Annotated in this window: 18 protein-coding genes; 7 read left to right on the top strand and 11 right to left on the bottom strand. The window is 52.2% G+C overall.

Features of this window, described 5'->3' with window-relative positions; genetic code table 11:
• The 3 genes from AC534G_RS07985 to yfbV all read right to left on the bottom strand — a co-directional run bounded on the left by AC534G_RS07985 (position 1) and on the right by yfbV (position 1705).
• A complete protein-coding gene (locus AC534G_RS07985) occupies positions 1-678 on the bottom strand; it encodes a sugar phosphatase (protein ID WP_087051296.1) in 678 nt (225 codons plus the stop codon).
• Positions 671-1165 (bottom strand): YfbU family protein, encoded by a 495-nt coding sequence (locus AC534G_RS07980; RefSeq protein WP_038642310.1) that lies wholly within the window; start codon positions 1163-1165, stop codon positions 671-673. The genes AC534G_RS07985 and AC534G_RS07980 overlap by 8 nt, the downstream gene beginning before the upstream one ends.
• 84 nt (positions 1166-1249) lie before the next feature.
• Entirely contained in the window at positions 1250-1705 is a 456-nt protein-coding gene (gene yfbV, locus AC534G_RS07975) for a terminus macrodomain insulation protein YfbV (RefSeq protein ID WP_038642312.1), read from the bottom strand.
• Positions 1706-2044: 339 nt separating this feature from the next.
• Here yfbV and ackA point away from each other — a divergent pair, with 339 nt between their 5' ends.
• From ackA to yfcC, 3 genes are all read left to right on the top strand, one after another.
• Positions 2045-3247, top strand: a complete 1203-nt coding sequence (ackA, locus tag AC534G_RS07970; protein ID WP_042307090.1) for an acetate kinase — start codon at positions 2045-2047, stop codon at positions 3245-3247.
• A 76-nt stretch (positions 3248-3323) separates the two neighbouring features.
• Positions 3324-5468: a phosphate acetyltransferase gene (gene pta, locus AC534G_RS07965; protein ID WP_038642314.1), complete on the top strand. Its 2145-nt coding sequence runs from the start codon at positions 3324-3326 to the stop codon at positions 5466-5468.
• 200 nt (positions 5469-5668) lie between these two features.
• Complete coding sequence (gene yfcC / locus AC534G_RS07960) at positions 5669-7189, top strand: putative basic amino acid antiporter YfcC (protein WP_110497335.1); 1521 nt, start codon at positions 5669-5671, stop codon at positions 7187-7189.
• A gap of 56 nt (positions 7190-7245) precedes the next feature.
• On the opposite strand, the gene yfcD is transcribed toward yfcC, so the two are convergent.
• Genes yfcD through yfcF form a run of 3 tightly spaced genes read right to left on the bottom strand, consistent with a single transcriptional unit; the run spans position 7246 to position 9108 of the window.
• Complete coding sequence (gene yfcD, locus AC534G_RS07955) at positions 7246-7800, bottom strand: NUDIX hydrolase YfcD (RefSeq protein ID WP_006683645.1); 555 nt, start codon at positions 7798-7800, stop codon at positions 7246-7248.
• Positions 7801-7856: 56 nt separating this feature from the next.
• Complete coding sequence (yfcE, locus tag AC534G_RS07950; RefSeq protein WP_085047812.1) at positions 7857-8408, bottom strand: phosphodiesterase; 552 nt, start codon at positions 8406-8408, stop codon at positions 7857-7859.
• Positions 8409-8463: 55 nt separating this feature from the next.
• Positions 8464-9108 (bottom strand): glutathione transferase, encoded by a 645-nt coding sequence (gene yfcF / locus AC534G_RS07945; RefSeq protein WP_110497333.1) that lies wholly within the window; start codon positions 9106-9108, stop codon positions 8464-8466.
• Between the two features lie 134 nt (positions 9109-9242).
• On the opposite strand from yfcF, the gene yfcG reads away from it, so the two are divergent.
• From yfcG to AC534G_RS07925, 4 genes are all read left to right on the top strand, one after another.
• Positions 9243-9878: a GSH-dependent disulfide bond oxidoreductase gene (gene yfcG, locus AC534G_RS07940; RefSeq protein WP_069323632.1), complete on the top strand. Its 636-nt coding sequence runs from the start codon at positions 9243-9245 to the stop codon at positions 9876-9878.
• 54 nt (positions 9879-9932) lie between these two features.
• A complete protein-coding gene (gene folX / locus AC534G_RS07935; protein ID WP_038642324.1) occupies positions 9933-10295 on the top strand; it encodes a dihydroneopterin triphosphate 2'-epimerase in 363 nt (120 codons plus the stop codon).
• A 19-nt stretch (positions 10296-10314) separates the two neighbouring features.
• Positions 10315-11208 carry a TIGR01777 family oxidoreductase gene (locus tag AC534G_RS07930; protein ID WP_110497331.1) on the top strand — a complete coding sequence of 298 codons (894 nt, stop codon included), beginning with the start codon at positions 10315-10317 and terminating at the stop codon, positions 11206-11208.
• Positions 11209-11279: 71 nt separating this feature from the next.
• The gene (locus AC534G_RS07925) at positions 11280-11795 is read left to right on the top strand and encodes a GNAT family N-acetyltransferase (RefSeq protein WP_074458484.1); all 516 of its coding nucleotides are present in this window, start codon (positions 11280-11282) and stop codon (positions 11793-11795) included.
• Positions 11796-11828: 33 nt separating this feature from the next.
• Here the strand turns inward: AC534G_RS07925 and hisP are convergent, their stop codons facing one another.
• The 5 genes from hisP to argT all read right to left on the bottom strand — a co-directional run bounded on the left by hisP (position 11829) and on the right by argT (position 16005).
• Positions 11829-12602, bottom strand: a complete 774-nt coding sequence (gene hisP / locus AC534G_RS07920; RefSeq protein ID WP_038642330.1) for a histidine ABC transporter ATP-binding protein HisP — start codon at positions 12600-12602, stop codon at positions 11829-11831.
• A gap of 13 nt (positions 12603-12615) precedes the next feature.
• A complete protein-coding gene (hisM, locus tag AC534G_RS07915) occupies positions 12616-13323 on the bottom strand; it encodes a histidine ABC transporter permease HisM (protein ID WP_038642332.1) in 708 nt (235 codons plus the stop codon).
• Positions 13320-14006, bottom strand: coding sequence for a histidine ABC transporter permease HisQ (locus AC534G_RS07910; RefSeq protein ID WP_038642334.1), 687 nt, complete (start codon positions 14004-14006; stop codon positions 13320-13322). The genes hisM and AC534G_RS07910 overlap by 4 nt, the downstream gene beginning before the upstream one ends.
• Before the next feature lie 186 nt (positions 14007-14192).
• Entirely contained in the window at positions 14193-14975 is a 783-nt protein-coding gene (hisJ, locus tag AC534G_RS07905; RefSeq protein WP_003028120.1) for a histidine ABC transporter substrate-binding protein HisJ, read from the bottom strand.
• Positions 14976-15222: 247 nt separating this feature from the next.
• Complete coding sequence (gene argT / locus AC534G_RS07900) at positions 15223-16005, bottom strand: lysine/arginine/ornithine ABC transporter substrate-binding protein ArgT (protein ID WP_006683634.1); 783 nt, start codon at positions 16003-16005, stop codon at positions 15223-15225.
• Positions 16006-16211 lie beyond the last annotated feature (206 nt).

Genomic DNA, 16211 nt, shown 5'->3' with positions numbered 1-16211 from the left:
TCAGGTATTTCTTACAACGACCACATTTCCGTTGGGCTGCTTGGTCACAGAAATATGTTCCAGACTGGTCAGCGAAAAATCGACCTCATCCAGACGCGGCGTGTCCGCAGGCGCATTTACTGCTATGACATGGCACCCTGCAGCCAGTCCCGAGAGCACCCCTGCGGGCGCATCCTCGACTACCGCGCATTCCTGTGGCGCCAGGCCCAGTAGCTGAGCGCCTAACAGATAGGCGTCTGGCTCTGGCTTACCTCTTTTTACCCGTTCGGCAGTGACAAACACTTCAGGAGCAGGAAGTCCTGCGACACGATGACGCGCCCGTGCGACCGGCATTGAACCGGAAGTCACAATCGCCCATGGAATGCCCGCTTTGTTGAGATGGTTGAGCAAGTCAACCGCCCCTGGCAGCGCGGTGATCCCCGCGGTTTCCGTCGCTTCGATCTGCTCCAGGCGGGTGAACTCCGCAGCGATCTCCGCCTCGGACTTGCCCACCATAAAGTGTCGCAGGGAGGTAATGGCCTGCTTACCATGAATAAAGCCGAGCACCTCGGCGTGATCGAGGCCAAAACGATCGGCCCAGTTGCACCACGCGCGCTCTACTGCGGGTAAGGAATCGACCAGCGTTCCATCCAGATCAAACAGAAAACCTTTGCACTGCACGCTCGCCCCCTCAGGCATTAATGATTTGGTTAATTTCATTCGCGCTCAGGTGATACTGGCGCGGGCAAGAGTGCCAGACATTCAGCATACGTTGATATTTTTCCCACATCGGGGTCTGGGCGTTGAAGCCATGCGTACCCGCATCAAAGTGGGTATAACGCCCTTCCACATTGACCATAAACCGTACATACCCGAGGAAACGGGCTTCCGTTGCAGCGTCAAAGCCGAGGAAGGTCACGCGGCGCTCATCAATAGACTGCGCGTCTTTTAGATTAGTCCAGGACACATGTAATGCGTGATACATCTCCATAATATCGATAACCGTACGACAGGTTTCTTCCGTCAGCTCACCAAACTCACGATCCAGCTCGCGCATCTGCAAGCCGTAACCGCGTTCAATAATCGTCTGCAAACGACGATAACGCTCGGCGTTAGTGGGATCGAGCATAGTCATCATTTTGTACTGGTTAGACAAAATCAGACGTTGAGCGTTGGTCATTTCCATTTGGGACTCCTGTATCACTACTACTACGATGAAAAAAAAGAAGGCATCTTGATGCCTTCTTTTATATGCGTAATCAGGGGTCAATTACAAATCATCAAGGAAAGTTTTATCCAGTTGTTTGAAGGCGCGCTTAAGCGTGTCAGCCAGCGCCTGATAATCAGGCTTTCCTTCTACCGGAGCGAGCGCCTGTCCGGCCTCTTGCAATTTACCCCGAACTTCGTAGAACCAGTTGAGTATTGAAGGCGGCAGCGGCGTGACAGAACGCTTACCCAGCCACCACATGCCCTGCATCGGCAGGCTGAGCGCAAACAGCGCCGTCGCCACGGCGGGTCCCAACTGCCCGCCTAAAGCAATTTGCCAGCATAAGGTGAAAACAGCGATGGGCGGCATAAAACGGATTGCGTAACGCGTCATACGGATGACGCGGTTCTCAACAAATACGGGCGCGAGGCGCTTTTCCATTGGCCACGTCTTCGCATAGTGCTGCCCCCGGCGAAACAAACTAAAAAAATTGACGGAACGATTATCCGGTGTCGACATGGCGGTTACCTCAACTTCACATATAAAAATTAAAAAATTTGTGCAAAACAACAACTATAAAGGACATCGTTCAAAACATTTTGTCTTTGATACCCACATTCAGGTATCCTGTGCCGGCCTGTAAGGCCTTTAGTCCAAAATCATTGAGTCGTCAAATTGGCATACAGTATGCCACTGGCTGAAAAATACGCAAAATGACATAGACTCAAAGGTATTTATTCCATCGTGCCCAAAAAGACTCTGGCGCATGATGTTAATCATAAACGTCGGTGTCATCATGCGCTACGCTCTATGACTCCCTGACGTTTTTTTAGCCACGTATCATAAATAGGTACTTCCATGTCGAGTAAGTTAGTACTGGTTCTGAACTGCGGTAGCTCCTCACTGAAATTTGCCATCATCGATGCCGTAAACGGTGAAGAATACCTCTCTGGTTTAGCCGAATGTTTCCATCTCCCAGAAGCACGCATCAAGTGGAAAATGGACGGCGGTAAACAAGAAGCGGCTTTAGGTGCAGGCGCCGCTCACAGTGAAGCGCTGAACTTTATCGTTAACACTATTCTGGCACAAAAACCAGAATTGTCTGCGCAATTGACCGCTATCGGTCACCGTATCGTACACGGCGGCGAGAAGTATACCAGCTCTGTGGTTATCGATGATTCCGTTATCCAGGGCATCAAAGATTCTGCCTCTTTCGCACCGCTGCATAACCCGGCTCACCTGATCGGTATCGCAGAAGCGCTGAAATCCTTCCCAAGCCTGAAAGACAAAAACGTCGCTGTGTTCGACACCGCGTTCCATCAGACTATGCCGGAAGAGTCCTACCTCTATGCTCTGCCGTACAGCCTGTACAAAGAACACGGCGTTCGTCGTTACGGCGCGCACGGCACCAGCCACTTCTTTGTTACTCAGGAAGCGGCAAAAATGCTGAACAAACCGGTTGATGAACTGAACATCATCACTTGCCACCTGGGCAACGGCGGTTCTGTATCTGCTATCCGTAACGGTAAATGTGTTGATACCTCCATGGGTCTGACCCCGCTGGAAGGTCTGGTGATGGGTACACGTTCCGGTGACATCGACCCGGCGATCATCTTCCACCTGCACGACACCCTGGGCATGAGCGTTGACCAGATCAACAAAATGCTGACCAAAGAGTCCGGCCTGCTGGGTCTGACCGAAGTCACCAGCGACTGCCGTTATGTTGAAGATAACTACGCAACCAAAGAAGACGCTAAACGTGCAATGGACGTTTACTGCCACCGTCTGGCGAAGTACATCGGTTCTTACACTGCGCTGATGGATGGTCGTCTGGATGCGGTTGTCTTCACCGGTGGTATCGGTGAAAACGCAGCGATGGTTCGTGAACTGTCTCTGGGCAAACTGGGCGTTCTGGGCTTTGAAGTTGACCACGAGCGTAACCTGGCCGCACGTTTCGGCAAATCTGGTTTCATCAACAAAGAAGGTACCCGTCCTGCGGTGGTTATCCCAACCAACGAAGAACTGGTTATCGCGCAAGACGCGAGCCGTCTGACTGCCTGATTTCACACCGCCAGCCTAGCTGGCGGTGCTGTTTTGTAACCCGCCTGAAATGGGCGGTAACGAAAGAGGATAAACCGTGTCCCGTATTATTATGCTGATCCCTACCGGAACCAGCGTCGGCCTGACCAGTGTCAGCCTCGGCGTGATCCGCGCTATGGAACGCAAAGGCGTTCGTCTGAGCGTCTTTAAGCCCATCGCTCAGCCTCGTGCCGGTGGCGATGCGCCAGACCAGACTACTACTATCGTTCGTGCGAACTCTAACCTGCCAGCTGCTGAGCCGCTGAAGATGAGCCACGTTGAATCTCTGCTGTCCAGCAATCAGAAAGATGTGCTGATGGAAGAGATCATCGCGAATTACCACGCGAACACCAAAGATGCTGAAGTCGTACTGGTTGAAGGCCTGGTCCCCACCCGTAAACATCAGTTCGCGCAGTCTCTGAACTACGAAATCGCGAAAACGCTGAATGCGGAAATCGTCTTCGTGATGTCTCAGGGTACCGATACCCCGGAACAGCTGAACGAGCGTATTGAACTGACTCGCAGCAGCTTCGGCGGCGCGAAAAACACCAACATCACTGGCGTTATCGTTAACAAACTGAACGCGCCGGTTGATGACCAGGGCCGTACTCGCCCGGATCTGTCCGAGATTTTCGACGACTCTTCCAAAGCGCAGGTGATCAAAGTTGATCCGGCTAAACTGCAAGAATCCAGCCCGCTGCCGGTTCTGGGCGCGGTGCCATGGAGCTTCGATCTGATCGCTACCCGTGCAATCGATATGGCGCGTCACCTGAACGCTACCATCGTTAACGAAGGCGATATCAACACCCGTCGCGTGAAGTCTGTGACTTTCTGCGCACGTAGCATTCCGCACATGCTGGAGCACTTCCGCGCAGGTTCTCTGCTGGTGACGTCTGCCGACCGTCCTGACGTGCTGGTTGCAGCATGTCTGGCTGCTATGAACGGCGTAGAAATCGGTGCTCTGCTGCTGACTGGCGGCTACGAAATGGACGCGCGCATCAACAAACTGTGCGAACGTGCATTCGCTACCGGCCTGCCGGTATTCATGGTGAACACCAATACCTGGCAGACCTCTCTGAGCCTCCAGAGCTTCAACCTGGAAGTTCCGGTTGACGATCACGAGCGCATCGAAAAAGTTCAGGAATACGTTGCTAACTACATCAACGCTGACTGGATTGAATCTCTGACCGCGACTTCTGAACGCAGCCGTCGTCTGTCTCCACCGGCGTTCCGTTATCAGCTGACCGAGCTGGCGCGTAAAGCGGGCAAACGTGTTGTTCTGCCGGAAGGCGACGAACCGCGTACCGTTAAAGCGGCTGCTATCTGTGCTGAACGCGGTATTGCTACCTGCGTTCTGTTGGGTAACCCGGATGAGATCACCCGCGTTGCGGCCTCTCAGGGCGTTGAGCTGGGTGCTGGCGTAGAAATCGTTGATCCCGATGTGGTTCGCGAAAGCTACGTTGCTCGCCTGGTTGAGCTGCGTAAGAACAAGGGCATGACCGAAACCGTTGCCCGCGAACAGCTGGAAGACAACGTGGTTCTCGGTACCCTGATGCTGGAGCAGGACGACGTTGACGGTCTGGTTTCTGGTGCCGTTCACACTACCGCAAACACCATTCGTCCACCGCTGCAGTTGATCAAAACTGCGCCGGGTAGCTCGCTGGTGTCTTCCGTGTTCTTCATGCTGCTGCCGGAACAGGTTTACGTTTACGGTGACTGCGCGATCAACCCGGATCCGACAGCTGAACAACTGGCAGAAATCGCCATTCAGTCCGCTGAATCCGCCATCGCCTTCGGTATCGAACCGCGCGTTGCGATGCTTTCCTACTCCACCGGTACCTCTGGTGCAGGTAGCGATGTAGAGAAAGTTCGCGAAGCGACTCGTCTGGCGCAGGAAAAACGTCCTGACCTGATGATCGACGGTCCGCTGCAGTACGACGCTGCGGTGATGGCTGACGTAGCGAAATCCAAAGCGCCGAACTCGCCGGTTGCAGGTCGCGCTACCGTGTTCATCTTCCCGGATCTGAACACCGGTAACACCACCTACAAAGCGGTACAGCGTTCTGCCGACCTGATCTCCATCGGGCCAATGCTGCAGGGTATGCGCAAGCCGGTGAACGACCTGTCCCGTGGTGCGCTGGTAGACGATATCGTCTATACCATCGCCCTGACCGCGATCCAGTCTTCCCAGCAGCAGAAGTAATTTGCTGCGGTGTGCCGGATCTCTTATCCGGCAACACCTCTGCTTATCAAACCGGAAATAGCTGATATTTCCGGTTTTTTTATATCTGTTTTTTCTTTGGTACATTCTGAAATATTTGCCAGGATGCGCTGCATCAATGAATAACTATTCTTCTGTTTGCATACTTACTCTCTTTTGCATTGCAACAGGGATAGTCTTTCATGTCAGCAGTCACAGAATCACAGCCAGCCAAAAAATGGGCGATGCCCGATACGCTGGTGATTATTTTTTTCGTCGCCATTTTAACCAGCCTGGCGACATGGGTTGTTCCGGTCGGGATGTTCGACAGCCAGGAAGTGCAGTATCAGGTTGATGGGCAAACCAAAACCCGTAACGTTGTCGACCCCCACTCTTTTCGTATTCTGACCAACGATGCGGGTGAAGAGCAGTATCACCGGGTGCAGTTTTTCACCACCGGAGATGAACGCCCCGGCCTGATGAATTTTCCGTTTGAAGGATTAACCTCCGGCTCTAAATTCGGCACCGCCGTCGGCATTATTATGTTTATGCTGGTGATTGGCGGCGCATTCGGCATCGTTATGCGTACCGGAACCATTGATAACGGTATCCTGGCGCTCATTCGCCATACGCGAGGTAACGAGGTCCTGTTTATCCCGGTGCTGTTTGTTCTCTTCTCATTAGGCGGCGCGGTGTTTGGCATGGGCGAAGAGGCGGTCGCCTTTGCCATTATTATCGCGCCTTTGATGGTACGCTTAGGTTACGACAGTATCACCACCGTTCTGGTCACTTATATCGCTACCCAAATTGGTTTTGCCAGTTCATGGATGAACCCGTTCTGCGTGGTGGTCGCACAGGGTATTGCAGGCGTCCCGGTGCTCTCTGGTTCTGGTCTGCGTATCGTCGTGTGGGTCGTTGCGACCCTGATAGGGCTGACCTTCACCCTGGCCTACGCAGCACGCATCAAAAAAAATCCGCTTCTCTCCCGGGTACATGAGTCAGACCGTTTTTTTCGCGAGCAGCAGGACGAGGTTGTAGAACGCCGCTTCACGCTGGGCGACTGGTTGGTGCTGCTGGTACTGACGGCGGTGATGATTTGGGTCGTCTGGGGTGTTATCGTCAACGCGTGGTTTATTCCTGAGATCGCCAGCCAGTTCTTCACGATGGGACTGGTGATTGGCATCATCGGCGTTGTGTTCCGTCTCAACGGTATGACGGTCAACGTCATGGCATCTTCATTCACTGAAGGCGCGCGAATGATGATTGCTCCCGCCCTGCTGGTCGGTTTCGCCAAGGGCATATTACTGCTGGTCGGTAACGGAGAGGCGGGCGAAGCCAGCGTATTAAATACCCTGCTGCACAGTATTGCCAACGGTATCAGCGGGCTGGATAACGCTATCGCTGCATGGTTTATGCTGCTGTTCCAGGCGGTATTTAATTTCTTCGTCACGTCCGGTTCTGGCCAGGCTGCATTGACCATGCCGCTATTAGCGCCGCTGGGCGATCTGGTTGGCGTAAACCGTCAAGTCACCGTACTGGCCTTCCAGTTTGGCGACGGATTCAGTCACATTATCTATCCGACGTCGGCATCATTGATGGCAACGTTAGGCGTTTGTCGGGTGGATTTTCGTAACTGGCTGAAAGTGGGCGCCACGCTGTTGGGCCTGCTGTTTATTATGTCCAGCGTGGTGGTGATTGGGGCGCAGATAATGGGTTACCATTAAAAAATGATTGCCCGGCCTACATGATTTCTCGACGCTGTAGGCCGGATGAGCAGACGTTACTCGGCTTCTTCCTGCTTTTCGGCTTTCGCCCCTTCATTCTTGGCGTTGCGGGTCATCCACAGCGCCAGCGCTTTCAGTGAGTCCGGCGTAAATTCGTCGCAGCGTGCGGTGATTTCTTCCGGCGTCAGCCAGCAAACTTCACTGACCTCTTCTTCCTGAAGCGCAAACGGCCCGTGGGAAACGCAGCTAAACAGCCCGCCCCAGACGCGACAGTTCTGGTCTTCAAAATAAAACTGACCGTGCTCGGCAAACGGCACACCCGCAATCCCCAACTCCTCTTCCGCTTCACGGCGCGCTGAGTCCAGTAGCTGCTCGTCAGCCTGAACAACACCGCCAGCGGTGGCATCCAGCATGCCGGGCAAAAAATCTTTTGTCTCAGTCCTACGCTGAACCAGAATTTTACCCATACCATCGTGCACCACGATATACGTCGCACGATGGCGTAAGCGCTGCGCCCGCATTTGTTCCCGGCTGGACTGTGCGATGACTTCGTTGTCTTCATTCACAATATCCACCCATTCCGTACTTGCCAAACGACGCTGTTCCACCATCAGGAAACCTTCTTTTTTCTGGCGCTCTTACGGCGCGTTTATGTTTGTGGGGTAAATTACGGATTAATCTCGATCTGCGCAATAACACTTTGATCATTGAGTGCCATTACGCTGAGGACATTATCATCCAGAATCCCGTAGCTTGCCGCAAAGCCTCCTTTCGGGATGCTTACCGAGCCAGGGTTAAAGTGATAGACATCCCCTTGCAACTCGGCAACCGGCAGATGAGTATGGCCATAAACCAGTACATCTCCCGCGCTGAGCGCTGGCATATTTTGCGGGCCAAAAAGATGCCCGTGCGTCAAAAAGAGTCGCTGGTTTTCTGTCAGAATTTGCTGCCACGGCGCGGTTATCGGAAAATGCAGGAGCATCTGATCCACTTCGCTGTCGCAATTGCCACGCACCGCAATAATCCGCGCTGCCAGTTCATTCAACCGCTCTGCAACCTGCGCGGGCGCATAGCCTTCCGGCAACGCATTACGCGGTCCGTGATTTAAAACATCACCCAATATCACCAGCCATTGCGCACCGCTTGTGCTAAACAGTTCGAGTACGCGTTCCGTGGCTGGCAACGAACCATGAATGTCCGATGCGAACATCAGTTTCATCACTCACTCCTCGTTGAAAATTACCTTGTAATGATACTGGATTACGCTCCGATGGTCAGCAGGAACGCTTCGCTGAAAGCGCGATAAAACGCTGAACTGAAGCGCGCTGCCACTGGAAGGTGGCGTATTCCGCAAGCGCTTCTGGCACCTCATCGCCGTTAAGGACCAGACGATTAAGCATTAGCGCTAAATCGCAATCAGCGATACACCATTCGCCAAATAAATTCTGTTTACCATGGCTCAATAAACTGCTCACAGTGGCAAACAGTTTTTCCGCACTGGCTTTTCCGGCGTCGCTCAGCGGCGCTTTTTTCACGCCAGCAAAAACCACATCCGTTGAGCGCTCTTCACGAATAGGCATCAGATCGCTGCGGATCCACGCCTGCACCTGGCGAGCCCGTGCGCGCTTTTGCACATCGTGTGGGTAGATGCGCTCCCACTGCGGCGGGGCAAAGCTCTCTTCCAGAAACTCAGTAATTGCTGATGATTCGCTCAGCTCGAAATCGTCAATCTGCAGGACCGGCACGCGGCGCGTCAACGCATAACCTTGCCATGAAGGTTGCAAGTGTTCACCGCTGTTGAGATCAACAGTTTTCAGCGTAAAAGGTAGCCCTTTCTCTTGCAGAGCGACATAAACAGACAGCACGTAAGGGGAGAAAAAATTGGCATCTGACCACAGCGTAATTGCAGGTTTACTCATAACGTCCTCTGAAGTGTATTGGCTTGCCTTCAAAATATAGAGTCTTTCTCTCGCTGTCACTTGATGAAAACTCACGCACGCCAACAGGCTCTATACTTGTAATGACCCGGTTCATGACAAAACGGACGCTGAAAATGATCGATCTCTATTACACACCATCGCCAAACGGTCACAAAATCACGCTGTTTCTTGAAGAAGCGCAGCTGCAATACCGTCTGATTCATGTCGATATCAGCAAAGGTAGCCAGTTTCGTCCTGATTTTCTGCAGATCTCGCCGAACAATAAAATCCCGGCCATTATCGACAATGCGCCGCAGGATGGTGGAAGCCCGATCAGCCTGTTTGAGTCCGGAGAAATTTTACTCTATCTGGCGGAAAAGAGCGGCAAGCTGCTGAGCGGTGAGTTGCGTGAGCGCCACACCACGCTGCAATGGCTGTTCTGGCAGGTCAGCGGCCTGGGCCCCATGCTCGGTCAGAATCACCATTTCAGTCATTACGCCCCGCAGACTATTCCCTACGCCATTGAAAGATACCAGGTTGAAACCCAGCGCCTGTACAACGTGATGAATAAACGTCTGGAAACCTCCCCCTGGCTGGGGGGCGATCACTACAGCATTGCGGACATAGCCTGCTGGCCATGGATTCATGCCCACCAGCGTCAGCGTATCGACCTCGACAATTACCCGGCGGTTAATAACTGGCATGAGCGCATCCGTACGCGGCCCGCTACAGAACGCGCCATGCAGCAAGCGCAGAGTGAGAAGCGGTAACACGGTTCGATTCTCGTGTATCATGAATAGGTTCATACATGGAGGAAACCTGCAATGTCACAACCTGACGCGATTATTCGTATAAAAAACCTTCGTCTGCGCACCTTTATCGGCATCAAAGAAGAGGAGATCCTTAACCGCCAGGATATCGTCATCAACATTGCCATTCATTATCCGGCAGACAAAGCCCGTATCAGCGAAGATATCAACGACGCGCTGAATTATCGCACTATCACCAAAAGCATCATTGCGCACGTGGAGAGTAACCGCTTCTCACTATTAGAAAAATTAACTCAAGATGTGCTCGATATCGCACGCGAACATCACTGGGTCACTTATGCTGAAGTGGAGATCGATAAACTTCACGCATTGCGTTATGCCGACTCAGTATCCATGACGCTGAGCTGGCAGCGCTAAACGTAACCCGGGAGGCGACATGCAGATTCTGATTACCGGCGGTACTGGCCTGATTGGACGTCATCTGATCCCCCGCCTGCTCGAACTGGGGCATCAGATAACCGTAGTGACACGTACCCCTGATAAGGCGCGTCAGATTCTCGACTCTCGGGTCACGTTATGGAAGGGGCTGGCAGAGCAGCAAAATCTTGATGGCATTGATGCCGTGATTAACCTTGCCGGAGAGCCTATTGCTGATAAGCGCTGGAGCGCTGAGCAAAAGGAGCGCCTGTGCCAGAGTCGTTGGGGCATCACGCAGAAACTGGTCGATTTAATCAACGCCAGCGAAACGCCGCCCACGGTGTTAATATCCGGTTCCGCTACCGGTTACTACGGCGATCTGGGCGAAGTTGTCGTCACGGAAGAAGAGCCGCCGCATAACGAATTTACTCATAAGCTGTGCGCCCGCTGGGAGCAAATTGCCAGCACCGCGCAAAGTGACAAAACCCGCGTGTGTATGTTGCGTACCGGTGTGGTATTGGCCTCTGCTGGCGGGATTCTGGGGAAAATGGTCCCGCCATTCCGTCTTGGTTTAGGCGGCCCGATTGGTAACGGACGCCAGTATCTGGCCTGGATCCATATTGATGATATGGTCAACGGCATTATCTGGCTGCTGGATAACGATCTGCGTGGCCCCTTCAATATGGTTTCACCGTACCCGGTACACAATGAGCAGTTTGCCCACGCACTGGGTCATGCATTAAACCGCCCAGCCATTCTGCGCGTTCCCGCCAGCGTAATACGTCTACTGATGGGCGAATCTTCCGTGCTGGTTCTCGGCGGACAGCGGGCGTTACCCAAACGCCTGGAAGCGTCCGGTTTCGCGTTTCGCTGGTACGATTTAGAAGAGGCGCTAGCGGATGTTATCCGATAGTTGCTAAGCGCTATTCACATTCGCCGTTGCGATGGTAAGGTTATAGATCTGACTTCCGCAATGGCGACGTTATGGCAAAAATATCGACTCCCCGTCTTACCCTCTCTTTGTTTCAATTTTCTGACTGGTCATTTTTCCAGAGACTGCGTGAAAGCCCTGAAGTCATGCGCTATATGGGCGACATCGCCCCAGCAAAGGATACGCGTCTGTTATTCGCCAGACGCCTTGCCGCACAGCACACATTTGTTATTCGCGAGCATAACAACCCGACGCCGCTCGGCGATATTGGTCTGCAAATCAGTCATCTTTATCCGCATGAGGCCGACCTCGGTTACGCCCTCATGCCGCATGCGCAGGGGAAAGGTATTGCCAGCGAAGCCGTGCGCGCGGTGTGTCAGTATGCCCTGGAGCAGGCTGGCGTCACGGCGATAAATGCTTACGTGCTGGCAGAGAATAAGGGGTCGATACGTGTTCTGGAAAAGACGGGCTTTGTACGAACGCAGGTGCTGGAAAAAGCGTATGAAATTAATGGGGTAGCGCACGACGACTGGGTTTATCGCCTGGAGTGCGATGCGTTAAAGCGGTAGGCCCGGAAAGCATAGCGCCTCCGGGCAACTGAATTACTTCAGCGATCCTTTGAGGAACTGCTGCAAGCGTGGGCTTTGCGGGTTGCCGAATACCTGCTCCGGGTCGCCCTCTTCTTCAATTTTCCCCTGATGCAGAAAGATCACATGCGTGGAGACATTTCGGGCAAACCCCATTTCATGGGTCACGACCACCATGGTTTTCCCTTCTTCGGCCAGTTGCTGCATAATGCGCAGCACTTCGCCGACCAGCTCTGGGTCAAGCGCCGAGGTGGGTTCATCAAACAGCAACACCTCCGGTTCCATCGCCAGCGCTCGCGCAATAGAAACGCGCTGCTGCTGACCACCAGACAAATGCACCGGATATTTACCCTGCGCTCGCTCATCAATGCCCACTTTAGCCAGATACTTCACCGCGCGTGCGCGGGCTTCCTGCTTGCTCAATCCTAATACCTGAATCGGCGCTTCCATGACGTTTTCCAGCACCGTCATGTGGCTCCACAGATTAAAGTGCTGAAAGACCATGGTTAGTCTTGTGCGCAGCAAACGCAGTTGATTTTTGTCCGCAACCTTGAGCTGGCCGTCTTTGTCACGCACCAGTCCAATGTTCTGCCCACTGACGACAATAGAACCAGCGCTCGGTTTTTCAAGAAAGTTAATGCAGCGCAGAAAGGTACTTTTACCGGAACCTGACGAACCGATAATACTGATAACATCACCCGCATTAGCTTGCAGCGATACCCCTTTCAGCACTTCATGTTCGCCGTAGTGCTTATGTAAATCGATAACGTTTAATTTATTCTCAGACATCGTGTTACTCGAATTATTTAGAGGATACATGCTGCAACCAGCGTTTTTCCGCTTTACGGAACAGACTGATCAGGACATACGAAATAATCAAATACAGCACCGCGGCAATACCGAAAGCGGTAAACGGTTGATACGTTGCCGAGTTGATATCGCGGGCGATTTTCAACAAATCAGGCACCGTGGCGGTAAACGCCAGCGCCGTGGAGTGCAGCATTAAAATCACTTCATTGCTGTATGCCGGCAGCGCAATACGCAGCGCGGAAGGCAAAATTATGCAGCGATACAGTTTGAATGACGAGAAACCGTAAGCGCGCGCGGCTTCAATCTCACCGTGTGGCACAGAACGAATCGCCCCGGCGAAAATCTCCGTCGTATAGGCGCAGGTATTCAGCGTCAACGCCAGTACGGTGCAATTCAATCCGCTGCGGAAAAACGCGTTGAGGAAGTCCGTTCCTTTGACTATCTCCAGCGTATACATCCCGGAATAAAACACCAGCAGCTGTACATACAGCGGCGTGCCACGAAAAACATAGGTAAATAACCAGATCGGGAACTGGATAAATTTATTGCTGGAAACGCGACCAATCGCCAAAAACAGCGCCAGTATGCCGCCCATCACCACCGACGAGATCAACAACCACAAAGTAATTGCCACACCGGTAAAGCGGTAACCGTCCGTCCACAGCAAGGATTTCCAGTACTCCTGAATTATCTCAATCACAGGTCAGCCCTCTTCACACCCACGGAGTAACGGCGCTCAAGGTACAGCAGCACACCATTAGAAACTGTGGTAAACACCAGATAGATGACCCCGCACACCACGGCAAAATAGAACGGCTCCCAGGTGCTCTTCCCGGCAAGCTGAGTGGCTTTCACCACATCTTCCAGACCGAGCAGCGATACCAACGCCGTGGCTTTGAGAATAACCTGCCAGTTATTACCAATTCCCGGTAAGGCATAGCGCATCATCGCCGGGAACATAATGCGGCGAAATATTTGTGAACTGGTAAAGCCGAATGCCGTCGCAGCTTCAATATGGCCTTTGGGCACAGCCATAAACGCGCCGCGGAACGTTTCGGTAAAGTAAGCCCCGTAGATAAATCCGAGCGTGATTATCCCTGCTACCATCGGATCGATATCAATCTGGCTGACCCCCATTGCATCGGTAATGGTATTCAGCGCGATTTGTAATCCATAGAAGATGAGCAACATTAAGACCAGATCGGGCACGCCGCGGATAAGCGTGGTGTACGCTTCGAAAATAAGCCCCAACGCCCGGCTTTGCGACAGTTTTGCTGCCGCGCCGACAAGGCCTATCAGAACCGCCAGCACCACTGAGCTGAGAGCCAGCTCAAGCGTAACAATTGCGCCCTGTAAAATAACACCTGAAAAGCCATACAACATGCTGCCTGTCCTGTCGTGTGTGGTGGAGTAATAAGCCTCTTTTGATTTCAGACTCACCGTTAAATGCCGGATGGCGGCGTTGCCTTATCCGGCCTACAAAATCAATGTAGGCCGGATGAGCGCAGCGCCATCAGGCATAAATTCAACGCGTCAAAAATCTACGGGCTTTATCAGCACCTGCGGTGATTAACCGCCATAAACATCAAAATCGAAGTACTTTTTAGCCAGCTTCTCGTAAGTGCCGTCAGCGCGCATCTCCGCAAAGGCTTTATTCAGTGCTTCGCGCAGCTCGTTATCATCTTTACGCAGCCCCATACCGGTACCCACGCCAAACAATTTCTCGTCTTTCACAGACGGGCCGCCGAATTTGTAATCCTTACCAACTGGCTGTTTCAGGAAGCCTTCGCTGGCAGCGACTTCGTCCTGGAATGCGGCGTCAATACGCCCGGCAGTCAGGTCAGAATAGATGTTGTCTTGTCCCTGATAGGAGACAATTTCAATACCTTTTGGCGCCCAGTGTTCGTTGCCGAACGTTTCCTGAGTGGTGCCCTGCAGCACGCCGACACGTTTGCCTTTCAGCGACTCAATGGTCGGCTGAATAGCAGAATCCTTAGCGACAACCAGACGCGAGTCGGCTGCATAAAGTTTGTCGGTAAACGCGATTTCCTGCTGACGTTTTTCAGTAATGGAAAGCGAAGACATAATCGCATCGATTTTCTTCGCTTTTAGCGAAGGGATCAGCGCGTCCAGCGGGTTTTCCACGAAGGTACATTGTGTATTAATACGTTTGCATAGCTCTTTAGCCAGATCGATATCAAAACCGACTAATTCACCCTGCGCATTTTTCGATTCGAACGGCGCATAAGTAGGATCGGTGCCGATACGAATTTTTTGCGGAATGGCTGCAAATGCTGCGGTAGCACTGGAGAAAGCCAGGACCAGAGAAAGAGACAACACCAGTTTTTTCATAACTATCCTCAACAGACTGTCTTTTATAGGGGATCTTTACAGGACCAGGTGCAGTTATCGTGCCATTAATCAGGCCGACAAGGCAAAGCATTCTACCTTGTCGGCGGTATTTATTTGCATGAAAAGCGCTTAAGTATGCACTCATGCTTATTAAGTCAGCGATAAAGGCACCAAAACAGTGCACTGAATTTATGATGCACCATAATGGTTACCCGCCATGGTGCAGCCAACTCCCCACGTCGATGAATTAATCGCCGTAGACATTAAAGTTAAAATACTTACTCGCCATCTTGTCGTAGGTGCCGTCTTTGCGCAGTTCGCCCAGCGCTTTATCGAAAGCCGCTTTCAGCTCCGCATCATCTTTGCGCAAGCCAATCCCGGTTCCGTCGCCAAAGTATTTTTTATCTTTAACTGAAGGACCGGCAAAAGCGTAGTCTTTGCCTGCAGGCTGTTTAAGGAAACCTTCACTGGCCGCGACTTCATCCTGCAATGCCGCATCCAGACGGCCCGCCGTCAGGTCAGAATAGATCAGGTCCTGGTTCGCATAGGCCACCACATCCACGCCTTTGCTGCGCCAGTTATCATTGGCATAGGCTTCCTGAGTTGAGCCTTGTAGTACGCCTACGTGTTTACCTTTGAGGGAGTCCAGAGTCGGTTGAATCGGGGAACCTTTCGCGGCGATCAAACGAGAATCTGCGGCGTAAAGTTTGTCTGAGAAGGCAATCTCTTGCTGGCGCTTCTCGGTGATAGAAAGCGAGGAGATAATGGCATCAATTTTTTTCGCTTTCAGCGACGGGATCAGCGCATCAAAGTCGCTGGCAACCCAGGTACATTTGATCTGCATGCGTTTACACATCTCATTTCCTAAATCGATATCAAAGCCGACAAAGTCGCCCTTGGCATCTTTAGAGGAAAAAGGCGCGTAGGTGGTATCTGTACCAATACGAACTGTCTGCGGAAGTGCTGCGTAACTGGCCGCGGTTGCGGAAAGTCCTACCAGCAAAGACAAAGCAAGAACCGTCTTCTTCATACATAACCCTCAAGTGGCGTAATTTTATTATGTTTTACGTTGTGTTGTGTTTGCAGACTTTTTCATGCAGGTCTTATGCCATTTTCGCGTCGTTGAGGATAATCGACGTTAAATATGTTAATAAAACGTTGCAATATTGTCCTGATTTTGAAGATAGCAGGTCTGACGGTTGAAACGCAGCGTTTCGTTGAGTTTTGACGAATTAA

Source organism: Citrobacter sp. CRE-46, assembly GCF_059615875.1.
This window is presented reverse-complemented; position numbering and strand designations above follow the sequence as displayed.